The organism is Paenarthrobacter sp. R1 (assembly GCF_030264015.1).
GTDB classification, from domain to species: domain Bacteria; phylum Actinomycetota; class Actinomycetes; order Actinomycetales; family Micrococcaceae; genus Arthrobacter; species Arthrobacter ureafaciens.
The window spans coordinates 1,044,500-1,066,711 of record NZ_CP127115.1; the positions used below are offsets into that span (position 1 = coordinate 1,044,500).

A 22,212-nucleotide genomic window follows, 5' to 3' on the forward strand; every position below is an offset into this window, starting at 1 on the left:
CAGAAATGTAGCTGACTTTTCTAAAGAAAGCTAGGCTATTGCTTTCCGACGGCGGGAGCAGCCGCGTTCCTCAGTCCAGCCCGGGCAGGATGGTAGGCGAAAGCCCAGTAGACCAGCATCGCGATCCCGCAGGCCACGCCGAGGCTGGAGACCATCAGCTGCCATTGCGTTTGCGGATCCTTGCCCCATTCGGCAGCGCCGGCCCAGACCGCCAGGTTCTTGGGCGTCATGTAGAAGGCGATAGTCGAGAAGACCACAATGACCCAGCCGGCGATCCTCATGCGACCACTCCTTGACGGGACCCTGTGCATGGCGAAGGCCATGCTCGGCAGCGCCACGGCAACCCAAACCCAGTGGTGCGACCAGGAAACAGGGCTGATCAGGAGCATGAGGATGGCGGTGGTGGAGACGGCAATGAAGTTCTCCTCCACGGCCACTGCCCACTTGATGATCAAGGCGGCGAGGACGGTCAGTGCCAGGGAGAGCGCCAGCCACACAAGGCTGGTCATGGACGAGTCCGGCATGCCGAAGTGAAGGAGGAGCCCTTTCAAGGAGAGGTTGTCCACATAACCCGGTCCCCCGATCCGCCCGGTGTCAGGCAGGATCTTGGTCCAGAAGGCCACTGACGCCTGCGGCAGGATGGCCCACGCGAAGGCAATCGAGCCGAAGAACCCGGCCGCCATCCAGGCCAGCGCCTTGAAATCCCTCCGCACCAGGAAGTAGAGCCCGAACGCCAGGGGCGTGAGCTTCACGCCCGCAGCCATGCCGATCAACAAGCCGGCCGGCCACCGGATCAAACCTGCCCGGGCTTTTCCGTGCAAGGCGAAGTCGGTAAGGATGACTCCCATCAGGACGATGTTGATCTGTCCGAAGACGAAAGTGTCCCGCCATGGACCCAGCAGCAGGATAGCTCCCGTTCCCAGCAACGCAGTGGTCCGGAACCGATAGTCCGCGAACGCCACCCGCCATGAAGTGAGGCCGAAGAAGTAGTGCCGGGCCAGCCATGCTGCCACAGTAGCCGCCCCCAGCAACGCCGCGAGGATGAAGACGAGGCTGCCACCGAAGAAGCCCAAAGCGGCCAAACCCGTGAATAACAGCGCGGCGAACGGCGGATAGGTGAACGGCAGGCCGTCGCGGACTGCGTAGAGATCTCCGCCCTCAAGGACCTTGCCACCGCCGTAGTAATAGACCTCGAAGTCATTCAGGAACGGCTCGTAATCGGTGTAGAGGAACCATATGGCGACGGCAAGCGTGAAAGCGGCTGCGCTGGTGAGGATCCATCCGCGCCGCGTTGAGGAGACCACGGGTTTTGTTGTTGCCGACACGACCCTAGCCGTTGCTGATCTTGGCGAAGGCTTGTTCAAGGTCGGCAATCAGGTCCTCGGCATCCTCGATGCCGCAGGACAGACGCAGGAGGTTCACCGGTACTGCCAGTTCCGTGCCCTTCACTGAGGCGTGCGTCATTTCCGACGGGTAGTTCATGAGGGACTCGATGCCGCCCAGGGATTCGGCCAGCGTGAAGACGGACGTTGATTCAGCCACCTTGCGCGCAGCTGCCTCACCGCCCTTGAACTGCACGGACACCATGCCGCCGAACTTCTTCATCTGCTTGGCTGCGAGGTCATGGCCCGGGTGGTCCGGGAGCCCCGGGTACAGCACAGCCTCAACCTCGGGACGCTGCAGCAACCACTCGGCCACAGCCTGCCCGTTCTCGCTGTGGCGGTCCATGCGGACACCAAGGGTCTTGAGCCCGCGTGTCGTCAGGAAAGCATCCATCGGCCCGGAGACCGCACCGACGGCGAACTGGATGAAACCGATCTTCTCCGCCAGGTCAGCATCCTTCACCACGATTGCACCGCCGACGACGTCGGAGTGGCCACCGATGTACTTGGTGGTGGAGTGGACCACGACGTCGGCCCCCAGGGCCAGCGGCGTCTGCAAGTAGGGAGACGCGAAGGTGTTGTCCACTACCAGGAGGGCCCCGGCGTCGTGGGCTACCTCGGCGAGCGCCGCGATGTCCGTGATCTTCATCATCGGGTTGGACGGCGTTTCCACCCACACGATGCGCGTCTTGTTCGTGGCCACGGCGCGGGCTACAGCGTCAAGGTCCGACATGTCCACGGGGGTGTTGCCGATCCCCCAGTCGCCGAGCACCCGGTTGATGAGCCGGTACGTCCCGCCGTAGGCGTCATTGCCCAGCACGATGTGGTCGCCCGGACGGGCGATGGCGCGGATCAGCGAATCTTCGGCGGCGAGTCCCGAGCCGAAGGAGAAAGCGGCAGTTCCGCCTTCGAGGGCGGCCAGCTGCTCCTGCAGCGCGTCGCGGGTGGGGTTGCCGCCGCGGCCGTACTCGTAACCGGAGCGCAGTCCGCCGATGCCGTCCTGGGCGTAGGTGGTGCTGAAGTGCAGCGGCGGCACCACGGCACCGGTGCGAGGCTCGAATTCCTGCCCGGCGTGGACGGCACGGGTATTGAAACCTGCAGTGTTGTTGGCAGACATGGAAGCTCCTTTGTCAGTGCTGGGATCGGCGACAGTGCTGGGGATCGGCGCTAGTTGCTCAGGTAGGCCAGGAGGTCGTGGCGGGTGAGGATTCCCACCGGAGCCCCGACGAACGTCACCATCACGGTGTCGACGTCGGACAGCAGCTCGCGCGCGGCGGAAATGGTTTCGAGGGATCCGATGACGGGCAGCCGATCGCCCATGTGTTCGGAGATCTTGTCCGTGAGTTTGGCCTCGCCGCGGAACAGTTTGCTGGTGAGGCTGCGTTCGTCCACGGCACCCAGCACTTCGCCCATCACTACGGGTGGTTCCTGTGACAGGACCGGGATATGGGAGACACCGAACTCGTTCATGATGTTGATGACGTCGCGGACGGTCTCGTTCGGGTGGATGTGGACCAGGTCCGGCATTTCCCCCGTCTTTGACTTGAGGACTTCGCCCACCGAGGCTTCTTCGCCGCCGGACAGGAAGCCGTAGGAGCGCATCCACTGGTCATTGAAGATCTTGGCCAGGTAGCCGCGCCCGGAGTCGGGAAGGATGACCACTACGACGGCGGATTCGTCCAGGTCCTTGGCTGCCTGCAGCGCCGCCACCACCGCCATGCCGGAGGAACCGCCCACAAGGAGGCCCTCCTCACGGGCCAGGCGCCGGGTCATGGCGAACGAGTCGGCGTCGGAGACGGCAATGACCTCGTCCGGGACGGAACGGTCGTAGTTGTCCGGCCACATGTCCTCGCCAACGCCTTCGACGAAGTAGGGACGGCCCGTTCCGCCTGAGTAGACCGAGCCTTCCGGGTCTGCGCCGATGATCCTGACCGGGCCGCCCTCGGACTGCGGACGGTCCGCCGAAACCTTCTTGAGGTACCGCCCGGTACCCGTGATGGTGCCGCCGGTTCCTGCACCGATCACCACGTGGGTCACGCGGCCGTCGGTGTCCCGCCAGATCTCCGGGCCGGTGGATTCGAAGTGGCTGCCGGGCGCGGCCGGGTTGGAGAACTGGTCGGGCTTGAAAGCGCCCGGGATCTCCCGCACCAGGCGGTCGGACACGCCGTAGTAGCTCTGCGGGCTGTCAGGGGCGACGGCGGTTGGCGTCACCACGACCTCGGCGCCATAGGCCTGGAGGACGGCACGCTTGTCCTCGCCCACCTTGTCCGGGACGACGAAGATGCATTTGTAGCCCTTCTGCTGGGCTACCAGCGCAAGGCCCACACCGGTGTTCCCGGACGTCGGTTCCACGATGGTGCCGCCCGGCTTCAACCGGCCGTCCTTCTCGGCATCCTCAATCATCTTCACGGCGATGCGGTCCTTGATGGAGCCGCCCGGGTTGATGTATTCAAGCTTCACCAGGACGGTGGCTTTGATGCCTTCCACCACGTGGTTGAGCTTGATGAGGGGCGTATTGCCGATGAGGTCCAACACGGACTGGGCGTACTTCATAGGTACAAAGTTACCGTCTGCCCGCTGCACCGCCGGACCGGGCAACGCCCACGAAGCCTCCGCGCTCAGCTTCCGGCCGACGCGTCTGTCTGCCAGACCCCCAGGATGTTGCCCTCGGTGTCTTTGAAGTACGCGTAGTACCCCATTCCGGGCACGGCGTCCTTGCCCTGGACCACGGAACCGCCGGACTGTTCCACGTGGGCCAGCGCGGCGTCGATGTCATCAACGTCGATGGTAAGAATGGGGCTCTTCAGGGTGTCGGTGCGGGAAAACAGCGCTCCGTTGATGACGCCGGACTCCTTGGGTGCCCCGGTCTGTTCGTCTGATTCAGCAGTGAGGGCGATGGTGTAGTCCATCCCCTGCATGGGGCTCAGGTTCCAGCCGAAAGCACTTGCATAGAACGAGTTCGCCCGTTCCCTGTCCTCCGTGGGAATCTCAAAATGCACAACTCCGCCCATGGTCCGTGCTCCTTGTCTTTTGAGGATTTGGGGCGCGGCCCACCCGCGCCACATCACGGAGTCTAGCCTCGGCGGACAACGACTGTAAGGCCCCGTGGAGCGAAATGTCAGCGGGTCGTGGGACCATGAAAACATGACCATTGCAGAAGCCCCGCCGCTCGTCGCGGCCGCGGCGGACGCATCGCTGAGGTGGCATCCGGGTGCCGCATACCGCCTCGACCAGACGCTGTTTCCGCTCCAGCGCGGCAACGGAGACCCTTCTTTCGCCGTCCACCCCAGCGGCTTCTGGCTTGCCTTCACCACGGCGTCCGGGCCGGTGACTTTGCGGCTCTCGGCCGGGGGTTTGGGCGCGGATTCATTCGTCGATGCGCAGGCCTGGGGCCCGGGCGCTGAAGCAGCGATCGCCGGCGTCCCCCGGTTGTTGGGTGCCGGGGACGACTGGTCCGCCTTCGACGAACCCGCTTTCCATTCCACCCTTCCGCGGCTGGTGACTGAATCACGACGCCGGAACCTGGCTGTGCGCCTGCCGTCCACCGGGCGGATGGTTGACTCGCTGGTGCCCACCATCCTCGAACAAAAGGTCACCACCTTGGAGGCCAGACGCGGCTACAGGTATTTGATGTACCGTTACGGAACCAAAGCCCCCGGTCGCGTGGCCCCGCAAGGCCTGCTTGTTCCACCCACTGCGCGGCAATGGTTGGCCGTGCCTTCGTGGGAATGGCACAAAGCGGGAGTAGGCCCGCAGCGTTCGGCAACCGTGATGCGGGCGCTGCAGTCCGCCGTCGCACTTGAACGCCTGGCCGGGCTGGACGCGACGGAAGCCGGAGCCAAACTGCAGACGATTCCCGGCATCGGGGTCTGGACGGCGGCCGAAGTGGTGCAACGTACCCATGGCTGCCCGGATTCCATCTCCGTAGGGGACTACCACTTGGCGGCTTACGTCGGATACGCCCTGACCGGCCGCAAGACCGATGACGCCGGAATGCTCCAACTCCTGGAGCCGTGGCAGGGTCACAGGCAACGGCTGGTACGCATGCTGTACCTGAGCGGTTTCCGCAAGCCCACGTTCGGCCCGCGGATGACTGTCCAGGACCACCGCGCCCATTGAGCCGTCGCTTCCACTGGTACAAAGCCTGCTCCAAGCCCCCGCCGCAACAGAGCCGTAAACAGCGCAAGGTGAGCGCATCCTCCCGGTAGGGTGGGACGCATGAGTGAACCCATCGACCTGAAAGCCACGTTCATCCCCAACGAAGGCGAATTTTTCCGCGTGAAGCTCGCCCTTGAGATCGCGATTGACGAGGTAGTCAACGAGCCCGGCTGCATCCGTTACGAACTGACCGAAGCAACTGAAGAAAAGCTCGTGCTGACTGAGCGATGGGAGTCCGAGGAACTGCTGGACAAGCACTCCAAGGGAACTGCCGTCCAGGATTTGAACGAGTCACTGAGCGCGCTGTTGGCCGAGCCGATCCAGCTCGAACGCCTCTGACCCCCACTTTCGCTGAAATGCATCGAGGTCGCCGGAAATTTCCGGCGACCTCGATGCATTTCCCGCTGTTCGTGAACGTGGGGCCTAGTTTTCCTCGGCCTGGGCGGCGCGCTGCTTGGCAACGTGGGCGTGGACTTCTTCCATATCCAGGCCCTTCACGGCCTCGATGACCTGCTCCAGCTGCGGACCGTTGAGGGCGCCCGGCTGCGAGAACACCAGGACCTTCTCACGGAAAGCCATCAGGGTGGGAATGGACGTGATTCCGGCTTCGGCGGCGAGCTGCTGCTCAGCTTCGGTATCCACCTTTGCGAAGAAGACGTCGGAGTGCTTGTCCGACGACGCCTTGTAGACGGGCGCGAACTGGCGGCACGGGCCACACCATTCGGCCCAGAAATCCACCAGGACAATGTCATTGCCCTCAATGGTCGATGCGAACTGTTCTCCAGTGATGTCAACTGTAGCCATGCTTCCACGGTACGCGACCCCGCACGCGATGTCCCGTGGAGCCGGCCCCTGTTCGCTTCCCGCGTCACGGGGAATAAACGGGCCTACTTGCCCAGTACGAGCTTCAAGGCCGAGGCGTATAGCGGTGCCACCTTGTTGTGGCCCGTCTGGTTCAGGTGCACGCCATCCAGGTAATTGGCGTCAGCGCCTGCAATGGTCGCCGTCCCTGCCATCGAGACGCGCGGCCAACCCCGCAGTGCGGCTTCGCGGGTCAGGAGGCCGTCCACCCATCGGCGCTGGAAGTGGCTGCCGTCGTAACGCGACAGCACCCCGTTGACCAGGATGGTGCTGCGCGGGTACTTGCGGCGGAGTTCGTCCCACAGACGGTTTGCCTGGGAGAGGATGGCGGCATCGGAGGCGAAAATCCTGGCGTCGTTACCGCCCAGCGTCACCACCACCAGGCCGGGATTGCCTTGCGGCAACAGGATCCGGTCCCCGATCAAAGCATCCGTCCCCGAGCCGCCCACCAGTGGGCTGCTGGAAACGTAACCCATTCCCCCGATGCTGCGGACCACCTGCCGGGTATACCCCCTGGCGCGCGCACCCTGTTCACCCCAGGAATCCAGGTCCAGTTGGGAGTCCCCCAGGAACACCACCGTGGACGCGTCCACGGCTTCAGCCGAATACAGCTCCCCGGTGGCGTCATTCCAGATGGTTTCGAGGTTCTGGAACGCAACGTGGGCACCACGCGCGTCCGTCCATGTGTCCTTCAATGGCCAGCCGAAATCACCCGGGTTTAGCGACCACACTTTGTATGTTGGGTGGCCGACGATCCGGGCTCCGGTGGCCGGACCCCACACGAGCCAGCCGTTGACGAACTGCTGGACCAGGCCACCGGCGCGTGGAAGCTTGTCAGTCAAGGGCAGTCCGAGGGTCCCGGCCGCTCCGCCCAGGGAAACGTAGCGGTTATGGATGTCCCCATGGGTGGTGGAATGGGCGCCCGTAGCCGCAGACCAGTACACGGTTCCGCCTTGGAACTGTTGGTATACGAACGTGGACTGCCGGTATTCCTCACTGACGGGGTATCCCAGTGCCCCGTTCTGGCCTCCGGTGGCAGACCAGTAGTTCCTGATGGCACCGGTGAGGATCTTGGCGCCTGTGCCGGGCGACCACACGATGGTCCCGCGCTGGTACTGCTGCGCGGCGCCCCCGTTGCGGAGTCCGAGGGATTCATCGGAGGTGGGGTAGCCAAGTTCTCCGCGCTCCAGCCCGGACTGCCGCCAGCGCTCACGGATGGCACCCATGGAAGGATGTGCTCCAGTGCCCGGCGACCACACGATGAAGCCGCGCTCGAACGCTTGGTACACGCCGCCGTCGGGCAGTCCCGTACGTTCTCCCGTGACGGGGTAGCCCAAGTATCCGTTTTCCGAGCCCGTCCTGAGCCAGGCCATGTGGATGGCGCCCGTCGTGCGCTGGGCACCGAGGCTCGGTGAGGATGTGATGGCGCCGCGTTCGAACAGTTGCTTGGAACCACCGTTGCGCAACCCGATGGCGGTGTCCGTGGTGGGGTATCCGTGGTAACCGTCCGGGCCTGCGCTATCCCACCACGCAGTCCTGACGGGTCCGTTGACCACCACGCGCGCACCCGTCCGTGCCGACCAGGCGATGTCTCCCCCGGCGAACCGCTGGATACATCCGGACGCCGTGCACTCTTCCGCGGATGTGGGGCGAAGGAGCACACTGCGTGCCCAGGAACTGGTGTTGTAAAGGTGGCCGATCGCTCCGCCGACCGTAGGTGTGGCAAGGGGAACCCGGGCGGGGGCCGCCTGCGCCGCGGATGAGGCACCGAACAGGCAGGCCAGCACGAAACACACCATTGCCGCGACGGAGGATTTAGCTCCAAATCCGCCTGGCTGAGACCCTGAAAAACGCATACCGCTACCCCATGAAAAACCCTTGCGGGATGTTTTGTCCCTGCTTCCCTGAACGGAAACAGTCAGGCAAGTATCTTCGACGGCGGATTCGACGCGCCACACGACGCGGCCGATGCTGCCACATCGTTATTTTCCGCATCTTGTTTGCCACTAAACAGCTGTTTAACATGTGGAACATGCGTTCAGTCGCGGATGACTTGACCACCCGGGCGCGTATCCGGGACGCAGCGATCGTCCTCTTCGGACGGGACGGATTCTCCCGCGCCACCATCCGCTCGGTAGCCGCCCAGGCAGGAGTCAGCCCGGGCCTGGTCATCCACCACTTCGGCAGCAAAGCCGCCCTCCGGGAAGCCTGCGACCAGCACGTGCTGCGCCAAACGGCAGGGCAGGGCAAGGAAAAAACGGATCCTGACGCCACGCGGCTCCTCATCCAGGACTACCTGGACCATCCGGACCACTACGCCAGCGAAATCACCTATATACGCCGGACGCTGAGCGACGAGTCCGAGGCCGGCGATGCCTTTTTCGATGCCGTCGTCAGCCAAACCGAGGACATCCTCCGTTCCGGAATCCAAGCCGGCACCATCCGCGAGGTTGACGACCTCCGGGCTGTCGCCGTCGTCATCGCTTCCAACAGCCTGTCCCTCCTGATGCTGGGCCGCCATGCGTCCCGGGCCCTGGGCGCCCCCGTTACCGGGCCGCACGGAATCGGGCCGGAAATGCTCAGGAAACTCACGCTTGCCGCGTTGGACATCTACACCCACGGCCTGTACGCCGATACCCGTTTCCTCGATGCCGCCCGCGAAGTCCTGCAAACCCGCAAACCTGAAGGGAGCATGCCCCGTGAACCACGCGATAGTCGTCCAGGGGTTGCGTAAGAAGTTCGGCCACCACGAAGTCCTCCACGGCCTGGACTTCACGATCGACGCCGGCACGGTGTTCGGAGTCATCGGCCCCAACGGTGCCGGGAAAACCACCACCATGCGCTGCCTGCTGGACATCATCCGCCCCAGCGCAGGTACCATCTCCGTGCTCGGCGAAGACCCGCGCTACGGCGGCCCTGCACTGCGCCGAAGGATCGGCTACCTGCCCGGAGAGCTGCACCTGGAAAACCGGACAACCGGACGCCGGGTGGTGGAACACTTCTCAGCGATCAGTGGCCCCGTGGATTCCCGGCACGTGGACGCACTCGCCGACCGGCTCAACCTGGACCTCGACCGGCAGACCCGCAAACTGTCCAAAGGCAACAAGCAGAAACTGGGCTTGCTCCAGGCGTTCATGCACCGGCCCGAGCTGCTCATCCTGGACGAGCCCACCAGCGGCCTGGACCCGCTGGTCCAGCAGGAGGTCCACGCAATGGTCCGGGAGGCCGTAGCCGAGGGAGGCACCGTCTTCCTCAGCTCCCATGTGCTCAGCGAGGTCCAGCAGGCAGCGGACTCGGTGGCGATACTCCGGGACGGCGGCATCGTCACCACCTCCACGGTGGAAGCGTTGCGGGATGCCGCCCTCCGGAAGCTAAGGTTCCGGGTGGCCGGAGCTGAAGCGCACGACGTCGGCGCGCTGCTGGCCAGGGTGCCGGGCGTTGCCAATGTGGCAATCCGCGACGTGCCCGGGGATTCGGCCGGAGCCTTGGAAGCCACCGCCACCCTGTCCGGCAATGTCCAGCCGCTGGTGCGGGAACTGGCCCGGATCAACCTGACGGACCTGGTCCTTGATGAGCCGGACCTGGAGGAAGCCGTGTTGACTCTATACACCGAAGCTTCGCCCGCGCCGGCCCGGAACGAAGTGCGCCATGTCTAAGCCGCTGCCGCTTTTCACCAAGGCCTTGACGGACTCCTGGCGCTCCACCCTCGCGTGGGCCCTGGGACTCGCCGGCGCGATCATGCTGTATCTGCCGCTCTACCCGTCGATCGGGGGCAGCGAGCAGATGCAGCAGATGATCGACGCGCTCCCCGAAGGCATGACCAAGGCCCTCAATTACGACCAGATCGCCTCCGGCCCCGGATACACCCAGGCCACCTTGTTCGGATTGATCGGGTTCCTGCTCATGTCCATGGCGTCCGTAAGTTGGGGTGCGGGGGCCGTGGGCGGCGACGAAGAATCCGGCCTGCTGGAACTGACGCTTGCGCACAGCGTGACCCGCGCCCAAGTGGTGCTCGAACGTGCTGCCGCCCTGGTGGTCCGCGTTGCCGCTCTGTCCTTGCTGGTTTTCGCCCTGGTGCTGGTTCTGAACGAACCCGCCAAACTGGATATCGACGTCGGGCATCTCACCGGGGCCGTGGTGCTGTTCGCCGGACTTGCCCTGCTGACCGGCACCACCGCCCTCTGCGTGGGGGCGATGACCGGGCGGAAGGTCTACGGGATTGCGGGGGGTGCGGCCGTTGCCGTCCTCGGGTATGTCTTCAACGCCGTGGGCCGGCAAAGTTCAAACGTTGAATGGCTGCTGAACTTCTCGCCCTACCACTGGGCCTACAGCAACTCGCCGGTGGCCAACGGGGCCGACTGGGGAGTTGCCGCATGGCTGCTGGCCATCTCCGCAGGATTGGTCGCCGTGGGCGCGGCGGCCCTGCAGCGCCGGGATGTGGGGGTCTAGCACCTGCACGAGAGAACGTCGGCACCTGGACGCGGGTTCTAGTGCCAGACGTGTGGAGCGGGCCGACGGGCACCCGGAAGGGCGTTGTTTTCCCGCCATTCGTGGATCCAGTCGGGCAGTTCAACAACTGCCGGTGGCTCTCCGAACTCGGCGATGATTTCTTCCTGGCTGACCGGCTTGCCTTTGGCTACGAAACGGGTGGCAATGTGGGCGCGGGCGTAGATTTCGCCGTCTGCCACCATGCGCTGCTCTAGGTAAATGGCCCGTGAGTCCAAACCGATGATGCGGGTTTCGATGGTGTAGCGCTGCCAGAGCTGCAGGGATTTCCGGAAGGAGATGGTCTCCCCTGACACCACCGGGCTCCATCCCTTCCTGCGCATCTTGCGCCACGTTCCGCTGCGGACCATGAGGTCGAACCTGCCGAGGTCCATCAACGAGAAGTACATGCCGTTGTTGACGTGCAAGGCGATATCGATGTCGGTGGGCAGGACACGCATGGGCAGCGAGGACGTACCCCAAGCAGAGAGCGGGGACCTTTTGGCGGACGTGAAGAGCAGCATGATGGTGCGGAGAAGCAGGTGCATGGGTCCATGTTACCCATGAGTAACTTGCCGTGTGGGGGCCGACCGCATGATGGACGCCCTTCTGCTGCCGGCTTTATGTCCATCGATTGCACATACGTTTACCGCCGGTTTACCGAAAGCATGCAGAATAACGACAAACCCTGTGACCATTCAGCAATTCGAGGAGACCCTATTGAACGACCAAACCAGAACCGCCGGCGAACTTTGGCCGCATCTGGACGCGCACCAGGAGGTCGCCCTCCGCGATGCCAGGGGAAACCGCATTGAAGGAACCATTGACGGCATGACCGATGATCGCAGCACTTTGTGGATCCAGCTTAAGGGCGGGCTGGGGCGGCAACTGATTCACCACTTGGACGGCTACTGGCTGGAGACCACCGCAGCCTGATGGAGTTCATTCCGGGCGGAACTGCCCATGCTGACTAGTATTCCCGTATGACACAAGCGCGATACCGGGACCTCGTCGAGTGGCCCCTCATGGCCACGGCACTGATCTTCCTCACCGCCTACGCCTGGCAGGTCATCGGTCGCGTCAATGGTGCTGCGACCCTCCCCTTCGAGGTAATCCTGTGGATCACCTGGGGCATCTTCGCGCTTGACTACGTCGTGAACCTCTGGCTGGCCGAAGACCGAGTGCGATGGTTCCTGTGGAACCTCCACGAACTCCTGATCGTGGTGCTCCCCTTCTTCAGGCCCCTCCGGCTGCTGCGGCTGGTAACCCTCCTGTCCGTCCTGCAGCGCACCGTTGGTGAAACCCTCCGCGGCCGGGTGGCCACCTATGTTGCCGGCGCGGCGGCCATGCTCATCCTCGTCGGCGCGCTCGCCGTGCTGGACGTAGAGCAGAACGCCCCTGACGCCAAGATCCTGACCTTCGGCGACGCCGCGTGGTGGGCTGTCACCACCATCACCACCGTTGGCTACGGAGACCTCTACCCGGTGACTCCCATCGGCAGGATCGTCGCCGCAGCCCTCATGATGAGTGGCATCGCCGTCCTCGGTATCGTGACGGCGTCCATCGCTTCGTGGCTCGTTCAGCGTATCGAGGAGAACGCCGAGGACGTCGCAGCCGCCGCCGGAGAGCGAGCAGCCGCTGCCGAGGAACCTGTCCGCGCTGAGGTGGCTGACCTGGTGACCGAAATCGCTGCCCTGCGGCTTGAGATCGCGGAACTCCGGAAGATCTCGGAGAGCCGCTGAGCTTGGTGGCCCGCGTAGTCGCCACTTAGGCCCCGACGGAACCCCCCTGGGGCAACAAAAAATCCCCGGAACCAGTGGTTCCGGGGATTTCCCGTTGGGTGGCAGATGAGGGATTCGAACCCCCGTAGGCAGTGCCAGCTGATTTACAGTCAGCCCCCTTTGGCCGCTCGGGTAATCTGCCGAACTTCGAAAGAAGATCACTTCCGGAAGACCGTTTCTTTTCGATCCGGTAACCGAAGGCAGAGACAACCTTACAGAACTTCCGGCCAAGAATCTAATCGGGAACCAACAGACCGGATTCCCTTGGTTTATCAGGCTTCCCCGAGGATCCGTCCAGCGAGTTTGGCCTCGAACCGGGCCGCCTGTTCGGCCGTGATCTGGTTCAGTTCGACCGCCTTCTGCAAGTCCGCGCGGACACCGTCCATACGGGCCGTAGCATCCGGTACGGGGCTCAGGACGATCGAGGCTGCAACGGCCGCCGCTGCAACGGCACTGGCTGCTGCAACCGCCGCAGTTCCGATGGAACCGGCCGCAGCCGAAGCGGACTTGCTGACGTAGTGGACGGCCTTGCTGTTCATGCTTACCTCCGGGTGGCTTAACCAACAGGTACAACTCTCGGGCAGCTTGCTCGGTTCCCACCGGGCGTGTGCTGTGAGCGAACTGTGAAAGGGTTTCCCGGCTCCAACATCCCGCATACGTACTAGGCTTATTGGCAGGCAAACCGCCCTTACCGGGCCCCCAACCTAAGGAGAGTCATGGCAGGCGAATCAACATTCGACGTCGTCAGCAAGGTGGACAAGCAGGAGGTCGCCAACGCGCTCAACCAGTCCCAGAAGGAAATCGCCCAGCGGTACGACTTCAAGGGCGTCGGCGCGGAGATCGATTTCAGCGGCGAGAAGATCCTCATGAAGGCCAACTCCGAAGACCGCGTCATGGCCGTCCTGGACGTCTTCCAGTCCAAGCTCATCAAGCGCGGCATCTCGCTCAAGTCCCTTGAGCAGGGCGAGCCTTACCCGTCGGGCAAGGAATTCCGCCTTGAGTGCACCATCAAGGAAGGCATCGCGCAGGACATCGCCAAGAAGATCAACAAGATCATCCGCGACGAAGCGCCCAAGTCCGTCAAGTCCCAGATCCAGGGCGACGAACTCCGCGTGACCTCCAAGTCCCGTGATGACCTGCAGGCCACGATGGCGATCCTCAAGAACTTCGAGGAAGCCGACCTGCAGTTTGTGAACTTCCGCAGCTAGTACTTCTGCAGCTCACGCAGTAAACAGGGAAAGCCGGGGCAAGGGGCCCCGGCTTTCCCTGTTTAAGGCTGCGCAGTGGTTTTAAGGCTGCCCAGCGTCTACGGCCAACCCGAAAGGGAACTTAGCCCAGCGGCCGCCCGGCCATTCGCTCCAGTCGCGCAATCCGCTCAGCCATGGGCGGATGCGTGGAGAACATCCGCCGCATTCCTCCGCCCCGGAAGGGGTTGGCGATCATGAGGTGCGAGGCGTTCACCAAGCGCTGGTCCTGGGGCAGCGGCAATTGCGTCACCCCGGATTCGATCTTGCGCAGCGCCGACGCGAGCGCCAGGGGGTCTCCGGTCAGCTCGGCACCGTCCTCGTCGGCGTCGTATTCCCGGGTCCGCGAAATGGCCATCTGGATCAGGGACGCTGCGAAGGGCGCCAGCAACGCCATGGCGATCGTCGCGATCGGGTTCGCGTTACGGCGGTCTCCACCGCCAAAGAACAGCAGCATCTGGCCCACGGACGTGATCACGCCCGCCACAGCGGCGGCCACCGAGGATGTGAGGATGTCCCGGTTGTAGACGTGCATGAGCTCATGGCCCAGGACGCCCCTCAGCTCCCGGGCATCCAGCATGCGGAGGATGCCCTCGGTGCAGCACACAGCGGCATTCTTTGGATTGCGGCCCGTCGCGAAGGCGTTGGGTGTCATGGTCGGCGAAACAAAGATCCGTGGCATGGGCTGGTTGGCCCGCACGGAGAGTTCCCGCACTATCTGGTACAGCTGCGGCGCCTGGGCTTCGGTGACGGGGTAGGCGGCCATGGACCTGATGGCGATCTTGTCGCTGTTCCAGTAGCCGTAGGCCGTGGTGGCCACGCCGACCAGTGCCATGATCCAGATGGGCGCCGAACTGCGGGTGCCAGCGCCGATGAGGGCGCCCAAAGCCAACAGCACAGCCCACAGGACACCAAAGAGTGCTGCGGTTTTGAGTCCATTGTTGTGTTTGTGCACGGTTGTTCTTTCGCTTTCGTCGCCCGTTTGTTGATGTTCTGTAGTGATAAACGCCGACGCCGGTTGGCATGTTCCGTACGGCCCGCACCAACCGCCGGGCTGCTCGGGCTACGGTAGCGGGTGCTTGGCGTCGTACGCCACAAAGCCTGGTTGCAGCCGGGCAGCACCCCACGCAAGGACCATGCACAGGACGCCGCCAATGAGCAGCACTCCCCCTTCACTGAGGAACCGGGTGACTCCGCCGGCCAGCATGTCGCCTACGCGTGGACCGCCGGCAACCACCACAATGAAGACGCCCTGCAGCCTTCCGCGAAGGTGGTCCGGTGTGGCTGCTTGGAGGATGGTGGTCCGGAAGACGGCGCTGACGGAGTCCGAGATCCCTGCGAGCGCACAGCATGCCGCAGCGGGGATCAGCCACAGCGTCACTCCATCGCGCCCGGAATCCCCTGCCAACAGGACCACACCGCCGAACGCTGCAATGGAAGCACCCCACCCCGCCACGGACGCCACCACCGCAACCCCCTGCCGCCGGACCCTTCCCAGCGGCCCTGAGAACAGCCCTGCCAGGAACGCACCGACTGCCGTAGCTGCAAGCAGGACGCCTACGGTGGTTTCGCCGCCGCCGATCATGACCGCTCCGATGGCGGGCATCAAAGCCCGCGGTTGGGCACAGATCATGGCGATGAGGTCGATGATGAATGTCATCCGGACGTTGGGCCGGGTACCCAGGAACCGGAAGCCTTCCAACACCGAGCGGAGCCCGGGGCGCAGGGCTTCCTTGGACGGCGGCAGGGGCGGAAGTTTGAAGAGTCCCCACAAAGCGAAGGTGAAACTGACAACGTCAATGGTGTACGTCCAGCCGAAGCCGATGGTTGCCACCAGGACACCTGCCAACAGCGGGCCCGCGGTCATGGACAACCCGAAGGTCAGCATGTTCAAGGCGTTTGCGGCCGGGAGCAGGTCCTTCCGGACCAGGAGGGGAATGATGGCGCTGCGGGCCGGGCCGTTGATCCCCTGCGCACCGCTTTGCACGGCCACCAGGGCGTAGAGCAGCCAGATGTTGCCGACTTCCAGCCACGCCTGCAACGCCAGGCCGGCAGTGGTTGCCCACAAGACCAGGGATGCCGCGAGGGCCACTTTGCGGCGATCGTAGGCGTCGGACACCGATCCTCCGTACAGCCCGGCAATGACCAGCGGCACCAGGGCGAAGATCCCCAGCAACCCTACGTAGAAGCTTTCCTGGGTGAGGCGGTAGACCTCCAGGCTGACGGCCACCAGCGTGAGTTGGGTGCCGATGGCAGCCACCGATGCTCCCAGCCACAGCCGCCGGAAAGCCGGGCTCTCTTTCAGGGGAGTGATGTCTGCCAGGAGTTTTGCCACGGTGTAACCCTAACCAGTCACGCAGACAGTGCCGGAACACGGCATCTCGCATGGCGTCTCCCCTGGGGACGAGGCGCTTGGTAGGCTCACCCGGGGGAAGGAGTCCACCATGGTGCTATCACGGCAGTTGCTGTTCCGCTCCGGTATTTGGGAACTGGCCCGGCCACGGCACCCGTTGACTGCCGGACATATCCTGATCCGCTTGTCCGACCCCTCCACGGAATTCAACGAGGCCTCGGCGGCCGACTGGCTCCACTGCCATCACCTCGCCCGTGCTGCACTGCAGGACGTCCTGGGCGCCGGGAGGTGTGCCGTGATGTTTGCCCACCGTTGGCATCCGCTCGGTTCCGCGGTGGGAGAACCGGTTGCGGAGTCCTCGACGCCGACGTTCCATCTGTTTGCGCGCTGGGAGGGTGAAACCACGACGCCGGGACGCCAGCTGTCGCTGCCCTCCCACCGACGCGTGGCAGAACCGGAGCACGCGCTGGAAGCCGTGGATATGGAATTGCGGCAATCCATCAGGTTCTTTGAATCGGGCCCCTTGTCTGATGCCCATGAAACGCCTGGCGCCCACCCTGCCCCGCGCCCAACCGGCCCGCATTCGCGGGAGCCGGGTTCCGGCGTCGTACGCGATCCCGAGGAGGGCCCGCGGCTGGTGTCCTTGGACGCAGCCCAACCCCACTGCGTGATCGAACCGCCCGGCAGCGCCCGGGAGATCGCCGAACTGCAACCCGCCGACATGGTGGCCATCGCCGCAACTTTGGGCGCCTTGCCGCTGCCCGGCGGAATGAGCGGCTTCAGTTGCGTTGCGGTGGAAGCCGCCAGCGATGATGGCTCGCTCCGGATTCATGCGGTGGGGCGTTCGGGCGCCGAAACGGAGAGCCCCCTCCCGGCTTTGTTCACGTTCCCGGAAGTTAACCTCGCCTTATTGTGAACTTCTCAAAATAAATGCTTTAATGGATGCATGATCGATCACACAGCCGACCAGGACGCATGGGCAGCCGCCCTGCGTTCCCATGGACGGCGCGTGACCAAACAGCGGCTGGCAGTATTGGCCGCGGTCCAGCATCATCCGCACTCCCCGGCAGAGGGTATTCTCGCTGCCGCCCGTGAGGAGCTACCGGAACTGACGGCGCAGTCGGTTTACGTGGTGCTCAGCGATCTCACGGACTTGCAGATGCTGCGGCGTTTCGAACCCCCGCACTCCCCGGCGCTGTACGAAACCAGGGTGGGCGACAATCACCATCACGCCGTCTGTATCAGCTGCGGCAAGGTGGAGGACGTGGATTGCGCCGTGGGACACGCACCGTGCCTCACTCCGCATTGGGACGAACACACCAAGCCGATGACCATCCAGATCGCAGATGTCCTGTACCAGGGGATCTGCCAGGACTGCCAAGCCAAACAACAGCTTCCCGTACTACCAGTAACCAAGAAATAGGAGAACGATGACTGCCATTTCCACAACACAGTCTGGTGCCCCCGTTACCTCTGACGCGCACTCCAAGTCCGTCGGCGCAGACGGTGCCATCATCCTGACCGACCACTACCTGGTGGAAAAGCTCGCACAGTTCAACCGCGAGCGCGTCCCGGAGCGTGTTGTCCACGCCAAGGGCGGCGGCGCATTCGGTACGTTCAAGACCACGTCGGACGTTTCCAAGTACACCAAGGCAGCCTTCCTCCAGCCGGGCGCCGAGACGGACATGCTGATCCGCTTCTCCTCCGTTGCCGGCGAAAACGGTTCTCCTGACACCTGGCGCGATCCCCGCGGTTTCGCCGTGAAGTTCTACACCTCCGAGGGCAACTACGACCTCGTCGGCAACAACACCCCGGTGTTCTTCATCCGCGACGGCATCAAGTTCCCGGACTTCATCCACTCCCAGAAGCGCCTCCCGGGCAGCCACCTGCGTGACGCTGACATGCAGTGGGACTTCTGGACCCTCTCCCCCGAGTCCGCCCACCAGGTCACCTGGCTCATGGGTGACCGCGGTCTTCCGGCTTCATGGCGTGAAATGCAGGGCTACGGCTCGCACACCTACCAGTGGATCAACGCCGCAGGCGAGCGCTTCTGGGTGAAGTACCACTTCAAGTCCAACCAGGGCGTCAACTCCATCACGGGCGAGCAGGCCGAGGCACTGGCCGGTTCGGATGCAGACTTCTACATCCGCGACCTCTACGAGAACATCGAAGCCGGCAACTTCCCGTCCTGGGAACTGCACGTCCAGGTCATGCCTTACGAGGACGCCAAGACCTACCGCTTCAACCCGTTCGACCTCACCAAGGTGTGGCCGCACGCTGACTACCCGCTGATCCACGTGGGCACCATGGAGCTGAACAAGAACCCGGAGAACTACTTCGCGCAGATCGAGCAGGCCACCTTCGCGCCGTCGAACTTCGTTCCGGGCATTGCTGCTTCCCCGGACAAGATGCTGCAGGCCCGCATCTTCTCCTACGCTGACGCACACCGCTACCGCGTTGGCACCAACCACGCACAGATCCCGGTGAACCAGCCCAAGAGCCCGGTTCACAACTACAGCCAGGACGGCCAGGGACGTTACCTCTTCAACGCCCCGACCACCCCGGTTTACGCACCGAACACCGTTGGCGGCCCGGCTGCCGTTGAGCCGGCTTCCCCCGCAGGTGGCTGGGAGAACGACGGCGAGCTCACCCTCTCCGCCCACTCCCTGCACGCTGAGGACGACGACTTCGGCCAGGCAGGCACCCTCTACCGCGAGGTGTACGACGAGGCTGCCAAGGCACGCTTCCTGGACACCATCACCGGTGCAGTCGGCGGCGTGAAGAGCGCCGACATCAAGGAACGCGCCATCCAGTACTGGACCAACGTTGACGCCGACCTCGGCGCCAAGCTGCGCGCCAACCTCGGCGCAGGCCAGGGCGCCTCCGACGCAGAAGCAGCCAACAAGCTCTAAGCGTTTCGGTTTTACCCGGATCACCCCGTCGCGGTTCGTCCGCGGCGGGGTGATTTTCTTTTCCACATAGCATCGTCCGGTCGTGGCTGCCCGTGCAGCGCCGTCCATAGGATCCTTATATGAGCACATTCCAAGGGATCCCCACGGCCGCTTTCCGCTTCTACGAAGAACTTGAAGAGAACAACAACCGTGAGTGGTGGCTGGAGCACAAAAGCGCGTACGACGCCGGGGTGCGGGAGCCGCTGACAGCCCTCCTTGCGGAGTTGGAACCGGAGTTCGGGCCGGCGAAGGTCTTCCGGCCCAACCGCGACGTCCGTTTTTCGCAGGACAAGTCGCCTTACAAGACGGCTCAGGGCGGGTTTGCAGCCCGCCATGAACGCGTTGGCTATTACGTCCAGGTCAGCGCGGACGGGTTTCGCGTCAGCGGCGGGTTCTTTGCGCACAGTCCGGCGCAATTGGCCCGTTACCGCGCTGCGGTGGACGCGCCGGCCAGCGGCAGTGAACTGGAGCGGATCGTCGATGCCCTTGCCGCCGCGGGGTTCTCCATTGAGGGCGAAACACTCAAGACGGTTCCCCGGGGTTTCGATAAGGACCACCCGCGGGCAGAACTGCTGAAACATAAATCGTTGTCTGCAGCCCTCGATCTTGGCCAGCCGGCGTGGCTGTCCACACCGGGAGCCGTGCAGGAGATCACTGCCCGGTGGCGGGACTTGCAGCCGCTGGTGGAATGGGTGGGCGAGCACGCGGCGCCGTAACGGTGCGGCAGTTTGCCATCGTGTCCGGAAACAGGGATGCGCCCGGAACCATTCAGATTCCGGGCGCATGTGTCAGCGCCATCGAGGACGCGCTGGGCCGCGTCGGCAGCATGTGCCGCCCCACCGAGGGCTAAACCTTGGTGAACGTGTCCTCATCGCCGGGCTTGTTATCGATCGAGGCTTTGGCTGCGGCGAACTTCTCATTGAGGCGGGAGTGGCGCTGCCCGTAAGAGAAGTAGATGATGATGCCCACTACGAGCCAGATCGCGAAGAAGAGCCAGGTTTCCACGGCCAGGTTGGTCATCAGGTAGAGGCAGAGGATTGCCGAGACCCACGGCAGGACCTTGCCGAACGGCACCCGGAACGAGGGCTTCAGGTCCGGACGCTTCTTGCGGAGCACCAGGATGCCAAGGCTCACCATGACGAACGCGGAGAGCGTTCCGATGTTGATCATCTCTTCGAGGAGGTCAACCTTGGTCACGCCGGCCACCACGGCCACTGCAGCACCGCAGATAATCTGCAGGCGGGCAGGGGTAGCGTGCTTGTCGCTGGTCTTCGACAGTGCCCGCGGAAGCAGGCCGTCGCGGCTCATGGCCAGCACAACGCGGGCCAGGCCCATGAGCAGAACCATGATCACCGTGGTGAGGCCGATCAGCGAGCCGAACGCGATCACCTTGGCGGCATCCGTGTTGCCCACAGCTTCGAAGGCGGTGGTCAACGTCGGGTTCTTCACTTCCGCCAGCTGGGTGTACGACACCATGCCGGTCAGTGCCAGGGACACCAGGATGTAAAGGAGCGTCACCAGCGCCAAGCCACCGAAGATACCGCGGGGCAAGGTCTTCTGCGGGTTCTTGACCTCTTCGGCGGAGGTGGCCACCACATCGAAGCCGATGAAGGCGAAGAACACCAGGGCTGCGCCGGCGAACACGCCCAGCGTGCCGTACTGGGCCGGTGCAGCGCCGGTCAGGAAGCCGAAGAAGGACTGCTTCATGACGTCTGCCACGCCGGAACCACCGGTCGGTTCGGAGGCCGGGACAAACGGGGTGTAGTTGGAGAACTTCACGTAGGTGAAGCCCACGACGATCACGAACAGGACCACGCCGATCTTGATGAGCGTGAAGATGTTGCCGACGCGTGCGGACAGCTTTGTCCCCAGCACCAGCAGCACGGTGAAGATCGCGACGATCAGGAAGGCGCCCCAGTAGAGTTCCACCCCACCCAGCGGGATGGAGGGCGGGAGTTCCACGCCCATGAGCCCGAAGACGGTGCTGAGGTAGATGCCCCAGTACTTGGCGATGACTGCCGCCGCCGTGAACAGTTCAAGGATGAGGTTCCAGCCGATAATCCAGGCAAGGACCTCGCCCATGGTGGCGTAGGTGAAGACGTAGGCGGAGCCGGCCACCGGGATTGCCGTGGCGAATTCCGCGTAGCACATGATGGCGAGGGCGCAGGTGATGGCTGCGACCACAAAGGAGATGGTGACGGCGGGGCCGGCGAAGTTCGCTGCGGCCTTCGCACCGACGGAGAAGATGCCGGCGCCAACAGCGACAGCAACACCCATGATCATCAGGTCCCAGGTGCTGAGGCTGCGCTTAAGCTTGCGACCGGGTTCGTCAGCGTCGGCAATCGACTGCTCGACCGGCTTGGTCCTGAAAATGTTCATAAAGATGCCACATTCTGGATGGGGGTGGTATAGGACCTATCAAGGATAGGGTCCGGCCAATGGACGGCCATATTTGTCCCAAATAATGAGACGCCACCTATACCACTGGGGCAGATGTTGCTGCAGTTACCCGGAACGTGGCCTCCACCACACCGTGCCTCGTTAGCTGTCAGACACCCGCACATCCCAGTCCATGATCATGGACCGGATCAGGAACCTCTTCCCCTCCGGCGCTTCCACCGAAAAGCCGCTCCCCCGGCCGGTCACGACGTCCACCGTGAGGTGCGTGTGTGACCAATAGTTGAACTGCTCCTTGGACATCCAGAACTCAAGGGGCTGCTCATCGTCTCCCGGCCAGATGCGGAACCTGCCCAAGAGAATGTCCGAGTCACCGGTCAGGAACTCACCGGCCGGGTAGCACATGGGTGCCGACCCGTCGCAGCAACCACCGGACTGGTGGAACATGAGGGGTCCGTGCTGCTCCCACAGTTTCCGCAAAAGCGCTACGGACTCTTCCGTGAGCGACACCCGCGGGAAGTCCTCTCCCGGAATCGTGCTCGATGCTTCCACGCTGGCCATTGAAACCTCCTGGTGATGCCACGTAGGCGCGGCAGGTGC

At 63.8% G+C, this 22,212-nt stretch carries 24 protein-coding genes and 1 tRNA gene; 12 read left to right on the forward strand and 13 right to left on the reverse strand.

The window, feature by feature from the left end; genetic code table 11:
* Positions 1–35: 35 nt before the first annotated feature.
* From QN084_RS05025 to QN084_RS05040, 4 genes are all read right to left on the reverse strand, one after another.
* Positions 36–1,325 carry a glycosyltransferase 87 family protein gene (locus QN084_RS05025; RefSeq protein WP_069695805.1) on the reverse strand — a complete coding sequence of 430 codons (1,290 nt, stop codon included), beginning with the start codon at positions 1,323–1,325 and terminating at the stop codon, positions 36–38.
* 4 nt (positions 1,326–1,329) lie between these two features.
* Positions 1,330–2,499, reverse strand: coding sequence for a cystathionine gamma-synthase (locus QN084_RS05030; protein WP_069695806.1), 1,170 nt, complete (start codon positions 2,497–2,499; stop codon positions 1,330–1,332).
* Between the two features lie 50 nt (positions 2,500–2,549).
* Entirely contained in the window at positions 2,550–3,935 is a 1,386-nt protein-coding gene (locus tag QN084_RS05035) for a cystathionine beta-synthase (protein ID WP_069695807.1), read from the reverse strand.
* Between the two features lie 65 nt (positions 3,936–4,000).
* Complete coding sequence (locus QN084_RS05040; protein WP_021472332.1) at positions 4,001–4,393, reverse strand: VOC family protein; 393 nt, start codon at positions 4,391–4,393, stop codon at positions 4,001–4,003.
* A gap of 133 nt (positions 4,394–4,526) precedes the next feature.
* Between QN084_RS05040 and QN084_RS05045 the strand changes: the two genes are divergently transcribed.
* Together QN084_RS05045 and QN084_RS05050 are read left to right on the forward strand one after the other, a co-directional pair.
* Entirely contained in the window at positions 4,527–5,501 is a 975-nt protein-coding gene (locus tag QN084_RS05045; protein ID WP_069695808.1) for a DNA-3-methyladenine glycosylase family protein, read from the forward strand.
* Positions 5,502–5,600: 99 nt separating this feature from the next.
* Positions 5,601–5,879 (forward strand): putative quinol monooxygenase, encoded by a 279-nt coding sequence (locus tag QN084_RS05050; protein ID WP_021472330.1) that lies wholly within the window; start codon positions 5,601–5,603, stop codon positions 5,877–5,879.
* An 84-nt stretch (positions 5,880–5,963) separates the two neighbouring features.
* Here the strand turns inward: QN084_RS05050 and QN084_RS05055 are convergent, their stop codons facing one another.
* Positions 5,964–6,344 (reverse strand): thioredoxin family protein, encoded by a 381-nt coding sequence (locus QN084_RS05055; protein ID WP_021472329.1) that lies wholly within the window; start codon positions 6,342–6,344, stop codon positions 5,964–5,966.
* An 83-nt stretch (positions 6,345–6,427) separates the two neighbouring features.
* The gene (locus tag QN084_RS05060) at positions 6,428–8,200 is read right to left on the reverse strand and encodes an SGNH/GDSL hydrolase family protein (RefSeq protein WP_069695809.1); all 1,773 of its coding nucleotides are present in this window, start codon (positions 8,198–8,200) and stop codon (positions 6,428–6,430) included.
* Positions 8,201–8,433: 233 nt separating this feature from the next.
* On the opposite strand from QN084_RS05060, the gene QN084_RS05065 reads away from it, so the two are divergent.
* The 3 genes from QN084_RS05065 to QN084_RS05075 are packed head-to-tail and all read left to right on the forward strand — an operon-like array spanning position 8,434 to position 10,850.
* Positions 8,434–9,135, forward strand: coding sequence for a TetR/AcrR family transcriptional regulator (locus tag QN084_RS05065; protein ID WP_083261949.1), 702 nt, complete (start codon positions 8,434–8,436; stop codon positions 9,133–9,135).
* Complete coding sequence (locus tag QN084_RS05070; protein ID WP_139126844.1) at positions 9,101–10,057, forward strand: ABC transporter ATP-binding protein; 957 nt, start codon at positions 9,101–9,103, stop codon at positions 10,055–10,057. The genes QN084_RS05065 and QN084_RS05070 overlap by 35 nt, the downstream gene beginning before the upstream one ends.
* The gene (locus QN084_RS05075; RefSeq protein ID WP_069695811.1) at positions 10,050–10,850 is read left to right on the forward strand and encodes an ABC transporter permease subunit; all 801 of its coding nucleotides are present in this window, start codon (positions 10,050–10,052) and stop codon (positions 10,848–10,850) included. Before QN084_RS05070 ends, QN084_RS05075 begins: the two co-directional genes overlap by 8 nt.
* 38 nt (positions 10,851–10,888) lie before the next feature.
* Here the strand turns inward: QN084_RS05075 and QN084_RS05080 are convergent, their stop codons facing one another.
* Complete coding sequence (locus QN084_RS05080; RefSeq protein WP_069695812.1) at positions 10,889–11,434, reverse strand: acyl-CoA thioesterase; 546 nt, start codon at positions 11,432–11,434, stop codon at positions 10,889–10,891.
* A 172-nt stretch (positions 11,435–11,606) separates the two neighbouring features.
* Here QN084_RS05080 and QN084_RS05085 point away from each other — a divergent pair, with 172 nt between their 5' ends.
* Entirely contained in the window at positions 11,607–11,822 is a 216-nt protein-coding gene (locus QN084_RS05085) for a hypothetical protein (RefSeq protein ID WP_021472323.1), read from the forward strand.
* A gap of 47 nt (positions 11,823–11,869) precedes the next feature.
* Positions 11,870–12,628, forward strand: coding sequence for a potassium channel family protein (locus QN084_RS05090; RefSeq protein WP_069695813.1), 759 nt, complete (start codon positions 11,870–11,872; stop codon positions 12,626–12,628).
* Positions 12,629–12,727: 99 nt separating this feature from the next.
* Here QN084_RS05090 and QN084_RS05095 read toward each other — a convergent pair.
* Together QN084_RS05095 and QN084_RS05100 are read right to left on the reverse strand one after the other, a co-directional pair.
* Positions 12,728–12,809, reverse strand: a tRNA-Tyr gene (locus QN084_RS05095).
* Positions 12,810–12,939: 130 nt separating this feature from the next.
* Positions 12,940–13,206, reverse strand: coding sequence for a hypothetical protein (locus tag QN084_RS05100; protein WP_021472321.1), 267 nt, complete (start codon positions 13,204–13,206; stop codon positions 12,940–12,942).
* Positions 13,207–13,383: 177 nt separating this feature from the next.
* On the opposite strand from QN084_RS05100, the gene QN084_RS05105 reads away from it, so the two are divergent.
* A complete protein-coding gene (locus QN084_RS05105) occupies positions 13,384–13,875 on the forward strand; it encodes a YajQ family cyclic di-GMP-binding protein (RefSeq protein ID WP_021472320.1) in 492 nt (163 codons plus the stop codon).
* A 121-nt stretch (positions 13,876–13,996) separates the two neighbouring features.
* On the opposite strand, the gene htpX is transcribed toward QN084_RS05105, so the two are convergent.
* A complete protein-coding gene (htpX, locus tag QN084_RS05110) occupies positions 13,997–14,866 on the reverse strand; it encodes a zinc metalloprotease HtpX (protein WP_021472319.1) in 870 nt (289 codons plus the stop codon).
* Between the two features lie 108 nt (positions 14,867–14,974).
* Positions 14,975–16,246, reverse strand: coding sequence for an MFS transporter (locus QN084_RS05115; protein WP_021472318.1), 1,272 nt, complete (start codon positions 16,244–16,246; stop codon positions 14,975–14,977).
* A 109-nt stretch (positions 16,247–16,355) separates the two neighbouring features.
* Here QN084_RS05115 and QN084_RS05120 point away from each other — a divergent pair, with 109 nt between their 5' ends.
* The 4 genes from QN084_RS05120 to QN084_RS05135 all read left to right on the forward strand — a co-directional run bounded on the left by QN084_RS05120 (position 16,356) and on the right by QN084_RS05135 (position 19,931).
* A complete protein-coding gene (locus tag QN084_RS05120) occupies positions 16,356–17,180 on the forward strand; it encodes a hypothetical protein (RefSeq protein ID WP_069695814.1) in 825 nt (274 codons plus the stop codon).
* Positions 17,181–17,210: 30 nt separating this feature from the next.
* Positions 17,211–17,687 (forward strand): Fur family transcriptional regulator, encoded by a 477-nt coding sequence (locus QN084_RS05125; RefSeq protein ID WP_021472316.1) that lies wholly within the window; start codon positions 17,211–17,213, stop codon positions 17,685–17,687.
* A 7-nt stretch (positions 17,688–17,694) separates the two neighbouring features.
* Positions 17,695–19,176 carry a catalase gene (locus QN084_RS05130; protein WP_021472315.1) on the forward strand — a complete coding sequence of 494 codons (1,482 nt, stop codon included), beginning with the start codon at positions 17,695–17,697 and terminating at the stop codon, positions 19,174–19,176.
* A gap of 119 nt (positions 19,177–19,295) precedes the next feature.
* Entirely contained in the window at positions 19,296–19,931 is a 636-nt protein-coding gene (locus tag QN084_RS05135) for a DUF2461 domain-containing protein (RefSeq protein ID WP_069695815.1), read from the forward strand.
* Between the two features lie 130 nt (positions 19,932–20,061).
* Here QN084_RS05135 and QN084_RS05140 read toward each other — a convergent pair whose 3' ends face one another.
* Both QN084_RS05140 and QN084_RS05145 read right to left on the reverse strand, forming a co-directional pair.
* Complete coding sequence (locus QN084_RS05140) at positions 20,062–21,594, reverse strand: APC family permease (RefSeq protein ID WP_021472313.1); 1,533 nt, start codon at positions 21,592–21,594, stop codon at positions 20,062–20,064.
* Positions 21,595–21,756: 162 nt separating this feature from the next.
* Complete coding sequence (locus QN084_RS05145; RefSeq protein WP_069695816.1) at positions 21,757–22,173, reverse strand: DUF779 domain-containing protein; 417 nt, start codon at positions 22,171–22,173, stop codon at positions 21,757–21,759.
* Positions 22,174–22,212 lie beyond the last annotated feature (39 nt).